Genomic DNA, 15,222 nt, shown 5'->3' on the forward strand with positions numbered 1-15,222 from the left:
GGTTTTGCTCAATCGAAGTTCGTCAGAAAACAGCCTAGATCCTGTCGAAACAGAGCACAATGCAGGAGAAAGCCGATGCACGCGCTGATCGTTTTCGCGCATCCCGAGCCCGCATCCTTCAACGGAACGCTCAAAGACGCCGCCATCCGTCGGCTTCAGGCGCTCGGCCACACGGTCGAGGTGTCAGACCTCTATGGAGAGGGGTTCGACCCGGTTGAAGGCGCGCGGCATTATGAGAACCGGCTCGACCCGGACCAGTTTGCCACGCTTGCAGAGCAGCGCCATGCAGGCCGGCAGGGCACGCTTGCCGCCGATGTCAGCCGTGAGATCGCGCGCATTGAGCGGGCCGATCTGGTCATCTTCCAGTTCCCGCTCTGGTGGCACGCCCAGCCGGCCATCCTGAAGGGCTGGTTCGACCGGGTCTTCGTCAACGGTCTGCTCTACAGCGGAACGAAGCGCTATGACCGGGGCGTTTTTCGCGGCAGGCAGGCGGTGGTTTCGCTCACCACCGGCGCGCCCGAAGCCTCTTTTGCCCCCGGCGGGCGCAGCGGCGATATCGAGCTGCTTTTGTGGCCGATCCACTATTCGCTCAACTATATGGGCTTCTCCGTCCTGCCGCCCTTTCTCAGCTTTGGCGTCGCGGGCCATGGCTACCGCTATGACAGCGATGAGGAGAAGTCGCGGCGGCTCGATGCCCGTCGCCGTGCATGGGAAGCGCGGCTTGCAACGATTGCCGATGAAACACCGCTGCCCTTTTCCGGCTGGAACGACTGGGATGAGGCCGGTCTCCCGCTCTGCGCCGATGGGGCGGACGAAGCACTGCGCTTTCGCTCGCGCCAGGGCGCACGTTAGCGCACAGCCATCAGACTTTGGTCCAGAATGGCGCATTCTGGCGTGAAATCGGGCGTGGTTTGAGGCAAAATTCGCTAAAACCGGCCATTCCGGCGCAAAGAGGGGGATCTGTCGTGAAAGCCGTAACCGACGCCACGCCCCTTATCGCGGCCAATGCTGTGGCGTTCGACACCGAGACCACCGGCCTTGATGTCAAGGAAGCGCGCATTCTGCAGCTTGGCGGCATGGCGCTGGTGGAAGGGCGGTTGCGCGCTGACGATGCGTTCGAAACGCTGGTCGATCCGGGCGTTCCGATCCCGCCGCGCTCCACCGCCATTCACGGTATCACCGGTCAGATGCTGCGCACCGCGCCGGATTTTGCCGATGCCTGGCAGCGTTTCGAAGAGTATCGCGGCGGCCGGCTACTGGTCGGCTATGCGCTGGGCTTCGATCTGGCGGTTCTGGAGCGCGAGGCGCACCGCGCCGGCCTTTTATGGCAGGCCCCGCGAACGCTTTGCGTGCGCATGCTGGCCGGCATCGTCAATCCCGAACTGCCGGACGCCTCGCTCGACGCCATTGCCGCCTGGCTTGAGGTGGAAACGTCCGGCCGCCATTCGGCGCTTGCCGATGCGCGCATTGCCGGCGAGGTCTTCACAGCACTCGCCCCGCATCTTGCCGGGCGCGGCATCCGCACCGTGGCGGAGGCGGAGCGCGCGTCGAGCCTGCGTTCACAGGCGCTGCGCCAGCAGGCCGAGGCGGGCTGGAGCGAGCCCTTCCTGCGCCGCAATGGCGCGTCCCGCCACGCACTTGAGGCCATCGACCCTTACGCGTTCAGCCATCGCGTGGCCGAGGCGGCCAGCGCCGGGCCGGTGATCGCGCGCGACGACATTTCGGTGCAGGAAGCCGCCTGCATCATGGCCGAGCGCCGCATCAGCTCGCTGCTTCTCTCATCCGATGGCGCACCGGGCGGCCCGGCGGAGCGATACGCCATCGTGACGGAACGCGATGTGCTGCGCGCGGTGGCTTCGTCCGGCGGCAAGGCGCTTGCCGGCCCGGTCTCGGGCATTGCCGCTGGCCCGCTGATCGCCATCGAGGGCAGTGCTTTCTTCTACCGGGCGCTCGGGCTGATGAACCGCAGAAAGATCCGCCATCTGGGCGTCAGCGATGCCGATGGCCGGCTGGCGGGCGTCATCTCCGCGCGCGATTTTCTAAAATTTCGCGCCGGTGCTGCGGTCGATCTTCAGGCGCGCATCGAAAACGCCGACACCCCGGCTGATCTTGCGGGCGCGTGGTCGCGTGTTGCCGTGGTTGCGTCGGCGCTGCTTGACGAGGAGATCGACACACGCAGCATCACGGAAATCATCTCCGGCGTCCTGTGCGCGATGACCGCGCGGGCCTGCGAGATGGCGCTTCACGACATGGAGGCGGCGGGCGAGGGCAAGCCGCCCTGTGCCTTCGCGGTCATGGTTCTGGGCTCTGGCGGGCGCGGCGAAAGCCTGCTTGCCCCCGATCAGGACAATGCGCTGATCTTCGCCGAAGGCGAACCGGATGGCCCGCAGGACCGCTGGTTTGCGGAACTGGGAGCCCGTTTCGCCGACCATCTTCACGCCGCCGCAATCCCCCTTTGCAAGGGCGGGGTCATGGCGCGCAATGCGCTGTGGCGCGGCTCGGCGGAAACCTGGCGGCAGCGCGTGGATGAATGGGTGACGAAGGCGCGCCCGCAGGATCTTCTGAACGTCGATATCTTTTACGACCTGCGCGCCGTCCATGGCGACGAACGCCTCGTGAGAGCGCTCAGCGCCCATGCATGGAAACGCGGATCGGAGCAGATCGAGTTCGCCAAGCTTCTGGGCGAGAGCGTGCGCGACATGAACAACCCTTTCACCCTGTTCGGTGGGTTCAGGCTGGAGGAGGGGCGGGTCGATCTCAAAATGCATGGTCTCTTTCCCATTGCGGCGATGGCGCGCGCGCTGGCGATCCGGCACCACTTGCCGCGCGCCTCCACCCGTGCGCGGCTTGAGGCGCTGGCCGAACATCCGGGCATGCCGCGCAACGATCTTCTGGCGCTGCGTGATGCGCACCGCTTTTTCCTAACACTCGTTCTGGAGCAGCAGGTGGACGACATCGCGCTCGGCATTCCTCTTTCCAACAATGTCGCGCCCGAGCGTCTCACCGCGCGTCAGCAGAAAACGCTGAAAGATGCGCTGAAGAGCGTGGCCATCATTCCGCAGCTCGTGCGCAACGCCATGTTCGTGAATGGATGAACTGCGCGCTTTACCGCAGCGCGTGAAGCGGGTAACAGCACCGCATTATGGCAGGAACAGACAAACAGCAGGACATGCTCGCGGAAGGCCCGGCGATCATTCTGGTGGAGCCGCAACTGGGCGAGAACATCGGCATGGTGGCGCGCGCCATGGCCAATTTTGGTCTGGCGGAGCTGCGGCTCGTCGCCCCGCGCGATGGCTGGCCGAATGAAAAGGCGCGCGCTTCTGCAAGCCGCGCAGACCACGTCATCGATGCGGCGACCGTCTACGAGACGCCGAGCGAAGCGGTGGCCGATCTCAATTTCGTCCTGGCGACGACGGCCCGCCCGCGTGACAATTTCAAGCCCGTGCGCGGGCCGGTCGAAGCGGCAAGCGATCTGCGCAGCCGTTTTGCCGGCGGCCAGAAGACCGGCATCATGTTCGGGCGCGAGCGCTGGGGCCTCACCAATGAGGAAGTGGCGCTCGCCGACGAGATCGTCACGTTTCCGGTCAATCCGGCCTTCGCCTCGCTCAACATCGCGCAGGCCGTGCTTCTCATGTCCTATGAGTGGATCAAGACCGGCGATCAGGCCGTCACGCCGCCGGAGCAGGCGCTTGCGCCCGCACAGAAGCTGCATATTGAGAGCCTGATGGGCTATCTCGACAATGTGCTCGACGAGCGCGGTTATTTCCGCACGGAAGACAAGAAGCCAAAGATGATGGAGAACCTGCGCGCCCTGTTCACGCGGCCGGGTTTCACCGTCGAGGAGCTTGCCGTGCTGCGCGGCGTGTTGACGTCGCTTGAGAAATTTTCGCCCAGGAATCCGCGCGGTTCTGGCGCGCCTGAGCGTTGACCGCAAAGTGGTGGCGATAGAGTGGCGGCGATAGAGATGGATCGGAGATGAAGATGGAAACGCGGCCGATCCTTTTCTTCGATTCGGGCATTGGCGGCCTGTCGGTCGTCAAGGAAGCGCGCATTCTTCTGCCGGGGCGGCCTTACGTCTATGTGGCGGACGATGCCGCCTTTCCCTATGGCGCGTGGGAAGAAGAGGCGCTTTTGGAGCGCATGGTCGGCCTCTTTGCCGATCTCCTCGACACCTACAGGCCGGTCATGTCGGTCATCGCCTGCAATACGGCATCCACGCTCGCCATCCATCGTCTGCGCGAGGCGTTTCCAAACGAGGTCTTTGTCGGCACGGTTCCGGCCATCAAACCGGCTGCGGAGCGCACCCGCTCAGGCCTCGTTTCCGTTCTTGCCACGCCGGGCACGGTGAAGCGGCAATACACCCGCGACCTCATCCGCGATTATGCTGCGAAGTGCCATGTGCGGCTCGTGGGCAGCGAAAATCTCGCAGCCCTTGCCGAGCAATATATGCGCGAAGGCTTCGTCGATGAGGCTGCCGTCGAGGCCGAAATCGCGCCCTGTTTCGTCGATCAGGATGGCGGGCGCACCGATATCGTGGTTCTGGCCTGCACGCATTATCCCTTCCTGGTCAACCGCATGCGCAAGACCGCGCCATGGCCGGTCGACTGGATCGACACGTCAGAGGCGATTGCCCGCCGCGCGCTGGCGCTGTCGGCAAATCTGACCGCGCCATCATCCGCGGCCCATGGCGGCGGCGATGGAAATGGCAATGGCGCAGACATCGCCCATTTCACCTCCGGCGCACCCGCAGAAGGCTATCGCCGGCTGCTGTCCGGATTCGGCTTCAGGATGCGCTGAGCATCCGCGCTTTCTTCAGGGTCCGGAATTTGCGGAACCGGCCCGGCCCCGTCTTTCGCCAAGATATCGCGTTTCGGTTGACATTCGGGGCGCGCTGGCATAATCACCCGCTCAAGCGCGATGGCTTCCGGCTGCCGCGCTTTTTAACGTGTCCCGTGGACAAGCCGCATTAGCGTGCGTGGCATGTCCTGTCAGGTCTCGAAAACGGAGGCCAGAGGAGGGCGCGTTTCCTTCGTCCGGAGCTTCGGCTTCGGTGTTTTTGATATGAAAGGGAATGCGATGAGCAAGCGCCATTCTGCAAAGTACAAGCTTGATCGCCGTCTTGGCGAAAACATTTGGGGCCGTCCGAAGTCCCCGGTCAACCGTCGTGAATATGGCCCCGGCCAGCACGGTCAGCGCCGCAAGGGCAAGCTCTCGGACTTCGGTCTGCAGCTGCGCGCCAAGCAGAAGCTGAAAGGTCACTACGGCGACATTTCGGAAAAGCAGTTCCGCAAGACCTACGACGAGGCGAACCGTCGCAAGGGCGACACCAACGAGAACCTGATCGGTCTCCTGGAGTCCCGTCTCGACGCCGTGGTCTACCGCGCCAAATTCGTTCCGACGATCTTCGCTGCGCGCCAGTTCGTGAACCATGGTCACATCCTGGTCAACGGCCGCCGCGTCAACATCCCGTCCTACCGCTGTAAGGCTGGCGACGTGATCGAGGTCAAGGAAAAGTCGAAGCAGCTCGCCATCGTCATGGAAGCAACGCAGCTCGCAGAGCGCGATGTTCCGGACTATGTCGAAGTCGACCACAACAAGATGGTTGCCACCTATCTGCGCGTTCCGGCCATCTCCGATGTGCCGTATGCCGTGCATATGGAGCCGAACCTGGTTGTCGAGTATTACTCGCGCTGATACCTTTCGGCAGGTAATTTTTGGGGGGCGTCCTGCCAGTGGCCGGGCGCCTTCTTTTTTGTCTTTTTTCGGGAAGAGGCGAGGTGCTTGCATGACGGGACTGGCGAAGGCGTCCGGGTTGCGGATGGGCTTGTTGCTGGCCTTTTTCGTGGGCTTATGGACGGTCTATGCGAGCCTGACGCAGCTCAATCTCGACGGTTTCGGCGACATGCTGGAAAACTACTCCTGGGGCATCGCCTGGGAGCAGGGCTACTACAAGCATCCGCCGCTTTTCGCCTGGATCACGGCCGCCTGGTTCTCCGTCTTCCCGAATGTGGACTGGGCCTACTATCTCCTGTCGGCCGTCAACAGCGCCGCGCTCATGTTTGCAAGCTGGCGCATCGCCGTGCGGTTTCTCGATCCGTGGCGCGCGTTTTTGAGCACCGCGCTCTTCTTCTTCCTGCCGCCGGTCACCTTTTTAGCCATCAAGTACAACGCCAATTCGGCGATGCTGCCTTTCTGGGCGGCGACGGTCTGGTTCTATCTGCGCTTTCTTGAAAAGCAGCGGCTTTCCGACGCCATCATTCTGGGCGCGCTGGCTGCGGCTTCGGTGCTGATCAAATATTTCTCCGGCGCGCTTCTGGGCGCGATTGTCCTTCATGTCCTGATCGACCGGGAAGCGCGCGGGCTGCTGCTGCGCCCCGGCGTCTGGGTTGCCAGCCTCGTCTTTGTCGCGCTGGTGACACCGCATCTGATCTGGCTTGTTGGCAACGATTTCCTGCCGCTCACCTATGTGTCGGAGCAGGGCGATGGTTCCGCGCTGATCGGCATCACCTCCGCCCCCCGTTTCCTTGGCGCGCTTCTGGCTTACATGCTGCCGGTGGTGCTGGTGCTTCTGATCGCCATACTGCGCAACGGGCGCGGGCCGTGGTTTGATGCAACGCCCTTCCTGGCGCTGCGCAAGACGCTGGCCGGCAGGGCGCTTCTGTGGACCGGTTTCGGCTCGCTGGCGCTGACATTGCTTCTGGGCATTGCATTCACGGTACAGTTCAGCTCCGTCTGGGCGCTGCCGCTCTATTTCGCCGCGCCCATCTTCTTGATTCTGCTCATCAAGCCGGGGCGGCTTGAGGCGCAGAAACTGGCTATTCCCGCTGCCGTGGTGATCTACGGCGCGTCCCTTCTTGCGCTGTCGCCCTTCATCTATGCGGAAGAGGCGAAGAACACCTCGCACTACAACAATGTGCCGGTTCGCGCGATTGCAACGGAGATCGAGGCGGCCTGGAACGACCGGTTCGATACGCCGCTCACCCATGTGGCGGGCGACAAGATCCTGGCGAACGGCACCACGTTCTACACCGCCTCGCGGCCCTTCTCCATGCAGGGCAATTCCTATGCGCTGACACCCTGGGTTTCGCCGCAGGCGGTGGCCGAGAAGGGGATGGCGATTGCCTGTTTTGACGGTCAGTCGGGATGTCTTGCAAAGGCTGAAGAACTGGCGGGCGCAGGGGCGGAGACGCAGGTTCTGACCGTGCCCGGTTTCGGCGGTGAGCGCAGCTGGACGGTGCAGCTGTTCTTCATGCCGCCGGCGGCTCAGGGCTCCTGATTTCTTTTTCGGAAAAACGGTCTGTTTTTGGGAAATTCGGGACGAAATTTCTTCGTTTTACCCGAAATTCCCTCAAACGATGCGGTCTTCTATGGACCAGCGCGCGGCGAAGAAATTCAGGATCGCACCGATCACGATGCCGATCAGCTTGGCCGCGAAAAGACCGGTGAGCGGGGGCAGGAGATAGACGGTGAGCGTCGACGAGCCAAGCGAGATGATGCTGCCGCTGACGGCGAATTTCGCAAACGCCCTGTGCAGGCTGAAACGCTCCGCCCGCTCGAATGTCCAGCGTGAGTTGACGACAAAGGAAAAGATCACCGCCACCGCCCAGCCGAGAAAATTGGCGAGCAGCGGCGCAAAAGACAGGGCGATCAGCGCCGTGAAGGTGGCGAAGTCGATCACCGTGTTCAAAACGCCGACCACCGCGAAGCGGCCCAGCTTTGCGGAAAGCGTGCGGTTCTCGCCTTCGCTCATGAACGGGCCTGCCTCAATGACACCGCTGCGCCTGCAAGGCGGGCGGGAAAGGCGTCTGCGGCGAGCGCATCGCGCTCTTCTGCGCGGGCATCGGTGAAGACGTCGCGGCTGCGCAGCACATCATCCACCGTGCCGGGATGGCACATGATGACGCTGCCATGGGGCGCCCTGTCGATGAAGAGATCGAGCGCGCGGGAGAATGCGCCCTTGCGCCGCCAGTCATAGAAGCCGCAGAGCGGGCCTTCGACGGCAAAGCCGTGCCGGCGCATTTCGGCATCGAAACCGCGTGCGAGCAGGCGGGCAACCACGATCTTGGCCTTGATGAGCGCCGGGGCGGCGCGCAGCGTCGGTGCGCCGCGAAGCCAGGGGCGTTCGGCTGCGGGAGCATCGGCAAAGCGCGCGGCCAGCCAGCGCCGGACCGGCGGCAGGAAATGAACGTGCTGGTGCCCGTCGATGAAATCGGGATTGCGGCCGAACGCCTCGCGGAAACGGTCAAGCTGCGCATCGGCCTCGGCGGCGATGGCGGCATCATCGTCATGACTGGCCAGAAGCCGTTTCAGCTCCGGCATTTTCCGAGCGCTGGAAAGGGCCGGAAAATCGGTGAGGGTGAGGTGCATGCCGGTCGCAAAGCTGCCGCTGGTGGCTGTCAGCGCGGCGGCGTGATCGCGCCAGTCATCGAACAGCGTCATGCAGCCCGTGCCGCTCAGGCGGCCATTGGCGAGAAGCATGCGGATGCTTTCGCTGACGGCAGGGGAGAAACCGTAATCGTCGGCGATCAACCAGACCGAGCGGGCGGCGGGCTCAGTCATCGTGAGACGCTCTGCCGGTCTTGCGCGTCTGGGCCAGCGGGACGGCGCTTGGACCGGACATGGATTTGATGATGTAGTTCGGCCGGTTCTTGGCCTCGCTCAGCGCCGACCAGACATATTCGCCGACAAGGCCGGTCAGGGCGAGGTTGAGGCCGCCAAGCACGAGCACGGCGACGATGAGGCTCGGATAGCCGGGAACGGCGACGCCGGTGAACAGAACCTCCAGAAGGATCTTGATGCCGTAGATGAAGCCGAGTGCTGCAACGCCGCCGCCAAACAGCGACACCATGCGCAGCGGAACGACGGAGAAGGAGGTGAAGCCTTCAAGCGAAAAGGCGATCAGCTTGCGGCGCGACCACTTGCTTTCGCCGCCCTGACGGTCTGCCGGCTTGTAGAGAATGCGTTCCTGCCGGAAACCGGTCCACGCATAGAGGCCCTTGTTGAAGCGGCGCTGGTCGCGCAGCTGGCGGAGCGCCATGGCGAAGCGCCGGGTCATGATGCGGAAGTCGCCGGCATTGGCCGGGATTTCGTAGCGCTGCCCCATATTGATGAGCCAGTAGAAGCCGTTGGCCAGATAACGCCCGAGCGTGCGGCTTTCGGCGCGGTCGGCGCGAATGGCATAGACCATGTCGAGATCGGGATCGGCGATGATGCGGCCGATCATGTCGAGCGCGACATCGGCGGTGTGCTGGAGATCTGCATCCATGAGCAGGACGTAATCGCCCTCGCTCTGGTCGAGACCGGCGAGGATCGCCGTTTCCTTGCCGAAATTGCGCGCGAGCGTGATGAGCGACCAGTCGCCGGTCATGTGCTCGCCATAGAGCGCGCCACCGCCATCGGTGCTGCCGTCATCGATGAAGATGAAATTGGCGTCGAGGCCGAAGCGTTCTTTTGCCTGCGCAGCCAAATCGCCAGCCAGGGCGCAGAAGCCGGCTACACTTTCCCGCTCGTTGAGGAACGGGACCAGAATGTCGAGCCGTTTGGCCACGCGCGCAATCTCCATAAAAAGGTGACACGATCAAAAGGTGATTTGCCAACAGAAAGTCGAAAATGCCTATTCGTTAAGTCGCCTTGCCGCAAGGCTTCTGATAGGAAGGCGCGAAATCACACGATCCGACAAAGGCCCGCCCATGCATAGCACCTTGGCGCAACCGAAAGAACCGGCGGAAACCGTTGAAATGGCAACGCCGACCGGCGAGGACACACCACCTTTCATGAAGGGTATGCCGTCTTCGGTGGAGTTCAACAAGCTGCGCAAACGCCTGCTGCGCAACACGCGTCAGGCGATCGAGGATTTCGCCATGGTGAAGCCCGGCGAGCGCTGGCTTGTGGCGCTTTCGGGCGGCAAGGATTCCTACGGGCTTCTGGCGGTGCTGATGGATCTTCAGTGGCGCGGCCTTTTGCCGGTGGAGATTCTCGCCTGCAATCTGGATCAGGGGCAGCCGAACTTTCCAAAACATATTTTGCCGGATTATCTGGACAGTCTCGGGGTCGCGCACCGGATCGAGTATCAGGACACCTATTCGGTGGTGACCGAGAAACTGCCCGAATCGAGCACCTATTGTTCGCTCTGCTCCCGGCTGCGGCGCGGGCACCTCTACCGGATCGCGCGCGAAGAGGGCTGCTCCTCGCTGGTTCTCGGTCATCACCGGGAAGACATTCTCGAAACCTTCTTCATGAACCTGTTCCACGGCGGCAGGCTGGCGGCGATGCCGCCCAAGCTTTTGAACGATGAAGGTGACGTGATGGTGCTGCGCCCGCTCAGCTATTGTGCGGAAAACGACATGGCGAAGTTTGCCGACGCCATGAATTTTCCGATCATTCCGTGCGATCTGTGCGGCAGTCAGGACGGGCTGCAGCGCAATGCAATGAAGTCGATGCTGACCGACATCGAAGCCCGCATGCCCGGCCGCAAGGACACGATGATCCGGGCGCTGACCAATGCGCGCCCGTCTCATCTTCTGGATCGCAAACTGTTCGACTTTGCGGGGCTTACACGGGCTGATTGACCGCGTGGAACATGCGTCCGCGCTCGGCGACCAGCACCAGAACGATGCCGACTGCCCCGGTGATGAAATAGCCGGTGGCGAGCGGGGCGGTTGAACCGTCGAACATCTGGCCGATGAAGGCGCCGATCAGGCCGCCGCCCAGCGTGGTGAGAAAGCCCTGCGTGGCGGCTGCCGTGCCCGCCACGTGGCCCAGCGGCTCCATGGCAATGGAGTTGAAGTTCGCGCCGACCCAGCCGAACTGGAACATGGCGACCGAGAACAGCAGGAAGAACAGCCAGAACGGCATGAAGCCGATACTGGCCAGAACGAGCCAGAGCAGGCTGACCGTGGTGAAGCCGACCAGTGCGCCGTGGGAGAGGCGGCGCATGCCGATGCGGCCCACGAGGCGCGAATTGGTGAAGGACGAGACGGCCATCAGACCGGCGCCGACGGCAAACAGGATCGGGAACCAGTCCGCCAGATCGAAAGCGTCGGTGTAGATCTGCTGCGCGGAGCTGATGAAGCCGAACAGCGCGCCGAAGACGCTGGTGGTGGCCAGCGTGTAGCAGAGCGAGATGCGGTTCGTCAGAACGATGCCGAACCCCTTCGTGATCGATGAGACGGTGAGGGGGCGGCGATTCTCCGGCGCAAGCGTTTCGGGTAGGCGGAAAGCCGCCCAGGTGCCGAAGATGATGGCGAGAACGGCCATCGCCACGAAGATCTCCGACCAGTCGCCGAAGATCATGATGATCTGGCCGATGCTGGGAGCGATCACGGGGATGACCATGAAGACCATCATGACCATGGAGAGGACTTCTGCCATCTGGCGACCGCCAAACACATCGCGGATGACGGAGACGGCGACAACGCGCGTCGCGGCAGCGGCAACGCCCTGAAGGAAGCGCAGGACCAGAATGAAGGCGAAGCTGGGCGAGATGGCCGCAATCAGCGACGTCGCCACGTAAAGCGTGAGACCGAAGAAGAGCGGCGCGCGGCGACCGAAACGGTCCGAAACGGGGCCGAAGAAGAGCTGTCCCGCACCGAGGCCTGCGAGATAGGCGGTCACGATATACTGGCGCGAATTCTCGTCATCGACGCCCAGCTCCGCGCCAATCTGCTGAAGGGCGGGCAGCATGATGTCGATGGCGAGCGCGTTGATGGACATGAGCGCTGCCGTCAGCGCGACGAATTCGACACGACCGAGGGATCTTTGCGGTTTAAGGGCGGTTTCTGAAACGGGTTTCTGCATATATCTCTCCAGCGGTCGTCAATGCGTGCAATCAAATGGCCGGTCGCGCCCCCTCGCAGTAAAAAGGCAGGTGGGCCGGTCAACAGGGGCAGGCGTCCGCGCCGTCAGAGGCGCGCGTCTGCAAAAGGTTTCAGCGCGTCCGCCCGAACAGTACCGCCCAGGAGAAACCCCCGAAACATCCATGAGGGTTCTCGCATGGCGAGGCGCGCTTATCTCCTGCGTCAAAACACCAGTTGCCCTGCGGGCGAAAAAGCATGTTCAGACGCGAAAAAATGCGCTGGCGAAAACCAGCGCATTTCCAAAGAGGAGAGCGCCAGCGTGAAAGCAGGCGCGGTCCTGAAAAGCTTTTTAGGCGGCGCCTTTGGCTGCCACGCCTTTTTCGTTCAGGAAAGCCTGAAGCTCGCTGGCCTGGAACATCTCACGAATGATGTCGCAACCGCCAACGAATTCACCCTTCACATAAAGCTGCGGGATGGTCGGCCAGTTGGAATAATCCTTGATGCCCTGACGAAGCTCGTCGGAGGTGAGGACGTTGATGCCTTTGTACTCGACGCCGAGATAGTCGAGGATCTGGACGACCTGACCGGAGAAACCGCACTGCGGAAAGCCGGGCGTGCCCTTCATGAACAGCACAACGTCGCTGCTCTTGACCTCATTATCGATGAATTCGTTGATACCGCTCATCGCAAGTCCTTTCATGTCCGGGTTCAAGGCCCGGCATTTTCATCATCAAACGTTATGTATTGCACCATTTTCCATGGCGCAACGCCACGCGTCAAACTTTCCGGATGAAATCAGTCCGGAGCGCTGGTCTGCAGGGCGAGCGCATGGAGCGCACCGCCCATATTGCCCTTGAGCGCGTTGTAGACCATCTGGTGCTGCTGCACGCGCGACTTGCCACGGAAGCTCTCCGCCACAACCTCTGCGGCGTAATGATCGCCGTCGCCGGCAAGGTCGCGGATGGTGACCTGGGCGTCCGGGATGCCTTCCTTGATGAGGCGCTCGATATCAGAAGCATTCATAGCCATGGGTAGGCGAGTCTCCAAAACAGTCTGTCTTAACGAGATATGGCTGTTCCGGCAGGCAAGGTCAATCGCAGTGAGCCCGCGAAGGCAGCGGCCGAATGTCCGCCCCGGTTCTAAAAACGAGCCGGGGCGGGACAGTGCGATATCAGTCCATGAAGCCCGGGAACCAGGCCTCGTGCGCCGTCTTCAGTACTTCGACGGAGACAGCGCCGGCGTCGCCGAGCTCAAGCGTGTCGCCACGGGTCTCGCCAATCTCGAAGGCCGACACACCGGCCTTTTCGGCTGCGGCGAGCACGGCTTCGACATCGCTGGTGGTGACGATGTAGCGGCCCTGATCCTCGCCGAAGAAGGCGGGGACGGCGTCTTCAGGCGCATCGATGGTCGCGCCAATGCCCGAAGCGATGGCCATTTCAGCGAGTGCGACGGCGAGCCCGCCATCGGAACAGTCGTGAACGGCGGAGACCTGACCGGCGCGGATCAGCCCGCGCACCATGTCGCCGGTGCGCTTTTCATGCGCGAGATCGACCGGCGGGGGCGGACCCTCGGCGCGGCCATGAATGTCGCGCAGATAGACGGACTGGCCGAGATGCGTGCCCCAGCCTTCCGGTGCGCCGATGAGCACGATGGATTCGCCCTCGGCGGCAAAGGCGGCGCGGGCTGCCTTCTGCCAGTCGGGGATGAGGCCAACGCCGGCCATGGTCGGTGTCGGCGGGATCGCTTCGCCCAGCGTCTCGTTGTAGAGCGAGACATTGCCGGAAACGATGGGGAAGCCGAGCGCGGTGCAGGCCTCGCCGATGCCCTTGATGGCATGGACGAGCTGACCCATGATTTCGGGCTTCTCCGGATTGCCGAAGTTCAGATTGTCGGTGGCCGCCAGCGGCTCGGCGCCGGTTGCGGTGATGTTGCGCCAGCATTCGGCAACCGCCTGCTTGCCGCCCTCATAGGGATCGGCCTCGCAATAGCGCGGCGTGACATCGGAGGAGAAGGCAAGCGCCTTTTTGTCCTGTCCGTCGACGCGCACCACGCCGGCGTCGCCGCCGGGGAGATGGAGCGAATTGCCCTGAATCAGCGTGTCATACTGCTCCCAAACCCAGCGGCGGGAAGAAAGATCGGGCGAATCGAGCAGTTTTACGAGGCTGTCGGCGATGTCGGCCTCGGGAGCGGGGCCTTCGAGCGGGGCCTGAAGCTTCGGCTCCACCCAGGGGCGGTCATATTCCGGCGCTTCGTCGCCAAGTTCCTTGATGGGAAGATTTGCGACTTCCTCGCCCTGATGGAAGATGCGGAAGCGCAGATCGTCCGTGGTCTTGCCGACGATGGCGAAGTCGAGACCCCATTTGCGGAAGATGGCCTCGGCCTCGTCGCGCTTTTCGGGGCGGAGCACCATGAGCATGCGCTCCTGGCTTTCCGACAGCATCATTTCATAGGCGCTCATGCGCTCTTCGCGCACGGGCACGCAGTCAAGATCGAGCTCGATGCCCAGATCGCCCTTTGCGCCCATCTCGACCGCCGAGCAGGTGAGGCCGGCAGCGCCCATGTCCTGAATGGCGATCACGGCACCGGTGGCCATCAGCTCAAGGCAGGCTTCGAGCAGGCATTTTTCGGTGAACGGATCGCCGACCTGAACGGTGGGGCGCTTCTCGTCGATGCCTTCGTCGAACTCGGCAGACGCCATGGTCGCGCCGCCGACGCCATCGCGACCGGTCTTTGCGCCAAGATAGACGACGGGCAGGCCGACGCCTTCGGCCTTGGAATAGAAGATCGCGTTGGTCTCGGCGATGCCGGCTGCAAAGGCATTTACCAGAATGTTACCGTTATAGCGGGCGTCGAAGTTGACTTCGCCGCCGACGGTGGGAACGCCGAAGGAATTGCCGTAGCCGCCAATGCCGGAAACGACGCCGGCAACCAGATGCTTCGTCTTGGGATGATCGGGCGCGCCAAAGCGCAGCGCGTTCATGGCGGCGACGGGGCGTGCGCCCATGGTGAAGACGTCACGCAGGATGCCGCCGACGCCGGTGGCCGCGCCCTGATAGGGCTCGATGAAGGAGGGGTGGTTGTGGCTCTCCATCTTGAAGACCACGCACTGGCCATCGCCAATGTCGACCACGCCGGCATTCTCGCCGGGGCCCTGGATGACCTGCGGTCCCTTTGTGGGGAGCGTGCGAAGCCATTTCTTGGAGCTCTTGTAGGAACAGTGCTCGTTCCACATGGCCGAGAAAATGCCCAGCTCCGTGAAGCTCGGCTCGCGGCCGATCAGCTCCAGGATGCGCTGATACTCATCGGGCTTCAGGCCGTGAGCCGCAATGAGGTCTTCGGTGATCGGGATGTGATTGGGGATGGTCATCGGGTCGGCGTTCCCTGCAAAAGGGTGGCAACGGGTGTCTCGAGGCTGCGTTACAGTATT

14 protein-coding genes are annotated in these 15,222 nt (G+C 62.8%); 7 read left to right on the plus strand and 7 right to left on the minus strand.

Annotated features, from left to right (window positions below):
- Positions 1-75 precede the first annotated feature (75 nt).
- From DEJ54_RS13360 to DEJ54_RS13385, 6 genes are all read left to right on the plus strand, one after another.
- Complete coding sequence (locus DEJ54_RS13360) at positions 76-852, plus strand: NAD(P)H-dependent oxidoreductase (RefSeq protein WP_113155003.1); 777 nt, start codon at positions 76-78, stop codon at positions 850-852.
- Positions 853-965: 113 nt separating this feature from the next.
- On the plus strand, positions 966-3,095 hold the full coding sequence (locus DEJ54_RS13365) for a DUF294 nucleotidyltransferase-like domain-containing protein (protein WP_113155004.1): 2,130 nt from the start codon (positions 966-968) through the stop codon (positions 3,093-3,095).
- 47 nt (positions 3,096-3,142) lie between these two features.
- A complete protein-coding gene (locus DEJ54_RS13370; protein WP_113155005.1) occupies positions 3,143-3,928 on the plus strand; it encodes an RNA methyltransferase in 786 nt (261 codons plus the stop codon).
- Positions 3,929-3,981: 53 nt separating this feature from the next.
- Positions 3,982-4,797: a glutamate racemase gene (gene murI, locus DEJ54_RS13375; protein WP_113155006.1), complete on the plus strand. Its 816-nt coding sequence runs from the start codon at positions 3,982-3,984 to the stop codon at positions 4,795-4,797.
- Positions 4,798-5,076: 279 nt separating this feature from the next.
- Entirely contained in the window at positions 5,077-5,694 is a 618-nt protein-coding gene (gene rpsD, locus DEJ54_RS13380; RefSeq protein ID WP_113155007.1) for a 30S ribosomal protein S4, read from the plus strand.
- Between the two features lie 91 nt (positions 5,695-5,785).
- On the plus strand, positions 5,786-7,276 hold the full coding sequence (locus DEJ54_RS13385; protein ID WP_245447560.1) for a glycosyltransferase family 39 protein: 1,491 nt from the start codon (positions 5,786-5,788) through the stop codon (positions 7,274-7,276).
- A gap of 72 nt (positions 7,277-7,348) precedes the next feature.
- Here DEJ54_RS13385 and DEJ54_RS13390 read toward each other — a convergent pair whose 3' ends face one another.
- Genes DEJ54_RS13390 through DEJ54_RS13400 form a run of 3 tightly spaced genes read right to left on the minus strand, consistent with a single transcriptional unit; the run spans position 7,349 to position 9,547 of the window.
- Positions 7,349-7,750, minus strand: a complete 402-nt coding sequence (locus DEJ54_RS13390; RefSeq protein ID WP_113155008.1) for a GtrA family protein — start codon at positions 7,748-7,750, stop codon at positions 7,349-7,351.
- On the minus strand, positions 7,747-8,559 hold the full coding sequence (locus tag DEJ54_RS13395) for a ChbG/HpnK family deacetylase (RefSeq protein WP_113155009.1): 813 nt from the start codon (positions 8,557-8,559) through the stop codon (positions 7,747-7,749). Before DEJ54_RS13395 ends, DEJ54_RS13390 begins: the two co-directional genes overlap by 4 nt.
- Complete coding sequence (locus DEJ54_RS13400; RefSeq protein ID WP_113156271.1) at positions 8,552-9,547, minus strand: glycosyltransferase family 2 protein; 996 nt, start codon at positions 9,545-9,547, stop codon at positions 8,552-8,554. The genes DEJ54_RS13395 and DEJ54_RS13400 overlap by 8 nt, the downstream gene beginning before the upstream one ends.
- A gap of 190 nt (positions 9,548-9,737) precedes the next feature.
- Between DEJ54_RS13400 and ttcA the strand changes: the two genes are divergently transcribed.
- On the plus strand, positions 9,738-10,568 hold the full coding sequence (ttcA, locus tag DEJ54_RS13405; protein ID WP_113155010.1) for a tRNA 2-thiocytidine(32) synthetase TtcA: 831 nt from the start codon (positions 9,738-9,740) through the stop codon (positions 10,566-10,568).
- Here ttcA and DEJ54_RS13410 read toward each other — a convergent pair.
- The 4 genes from DEJ54_RS13410 to purL all read right to left on the minus strand — a co-directional run bounded on the left by DEJ54_RS13410 (position 10,552) and on the right by purL (position 15,162).
- Positions 10,552-11,796 (minus strand): multidrug effflux MFS transporter, encoded by a 1,245-nt coding sequence (locus tag DEJ54_RS13410; RefSeq protein ID WP_113155011.1) that lies wholly within the window; start codon positions 11,794-11,796, stop codon positions 10,552-10,554. The two genes, ttcA and DEJ54_RS13410, sit on opposite strands and share 17 nt — an antisense overlap.
- Positions 11,797-12,144: 348 nt before the next feature.
- Entirely contained in the window at positions 12,145-12,480 is a 336-nt protein-coding gene (gene grxD / locus DEJ54_RS13415) for a Grx4 family monothiol glutaredoxin (protein WP_113156272.1), read from the minus strand.
- 110 nt (positions 12,481-12,590) lie between these two features.
- Complete coding sequence (locus tag DEJ54_RS13420) at positions 12,591-12,824, minus strand: BolA family protein (protein WP_113155012.1); 234 nt, start codon at positions 12,822-12,824, stop codon at positions 12,591-12,593.
- 142 nt (positions 12,825-12,966) lie between these two features.
- Complete coding sequence (gene purL / locus DEJ54_RS13425; RefSeq protein ID WP_113155013.1) at positions 12,967-15,162, minus strand: phosphoribosylformylglycinamidine synthase subunit PurL; 2,196 nt, start codon at positions 15,160-15,162, stop codon at positions 12,967-12,969.
- Between the last annotated feature and the right edge of the window lie 60 nt (positions 15,163-15,222).

It is taken from the genome of Nitratireductor sp. OM-1 (genome assembly GCF_003296175.1).
Lineage (GTDB): Bacteria > Pseudomonadota > Alphaproteobacteria > Rhizobiales > Rhizobiaceae > Nitratireductor > Nitratireductor aquimarinus.

Excerpts from the sequence above, each read along its gene's own strand:
- DEJ54_RS13410 (WP_113155011.1), bottom strand. The coding sequence starts at position 11,796 with ATGCAGAAACCCGTTTCAGAAACCGCCCTTAAACCGCAAAGATCCCTC.
- grxD (WP_113156272.1), bottom strand. The coding sequence starts at position 12,480 with ATGAGCGGTATCAACGAATTCATCGATAATGAGGTCAAGAGCAGCGAC.
- DEJ54_RS13395 (WP_113155009.1), bottom strand. The coding sequence starts at position 8,559 with ATGACTGAGCCCGCCGCCCGCTCGGTCTGGTTGATCGCCGACGATTAC.
- purL (WP_113155013.1), bottom strand. The coding sequence starts at position 15,162 with ATGACCATCCCCAATCACATCCCGATCACCGAAGACCTCATTGCGGCT.
- ttcA (WP_113155010.1), top strand. The coding sequence starts at position 9,738 with ATGGCAACGCCGACCGGCGAGGACACACCACCTTTCATGAAGGGTATG.
- DEJ54_RS13420 (WP_113155012.1), bottom strand. The coding sequence starts at position 12,824 with ATGGCTATGAATGCTTCTGATATCGAGCGCCTCATCAAGGAAGGCATC.
- DEJ54_RS13390 (WP_113155008.1), bottom strand. The coding sequence starts at position 7,750 with ATGAGCGAAGGCGAGAACCGCACGCTTTCCGCAAAGCTGGGCCGCTTC.
- rpsD (WP_113155007.1), top strand. The coding sequence starts at position 5,077 with ATGAGCAAGCGCCATTCTGCAAAGTACAAGCTTGATCGCCGTCTTGGC.
- murI (WP_113155006.1), top strand. The coding sequence starts at position 3,982 with ATGGAAACGCGGCCGATCCTTTTCTTCGATTCGGGCATTGGCGGCCTG.
- DEJ54_RS13360 (WP_113155003.1), top strand. The coding sequence starts at position 76 with ATGCACGCGCTGATCGTTTTCGCGCATCCCGAGCCCGCATCCTTCAAC.
- DEJ54_RS13370 (WP_113155005.1), top strand. The coding sequence starts at position 3,143 with ATGGCAGGAACAGACAAACAGCAGGACATGCTCGCGGAAGGCCCGGCG.
- DEJ54_RS13385 (WP_245447560.1), top strand. The coding sequence starts at position 5,786 with ATGACGGGACTGGCGAAGGCGTCCGGGTTGCGGATGGGCTTGTTGCTG.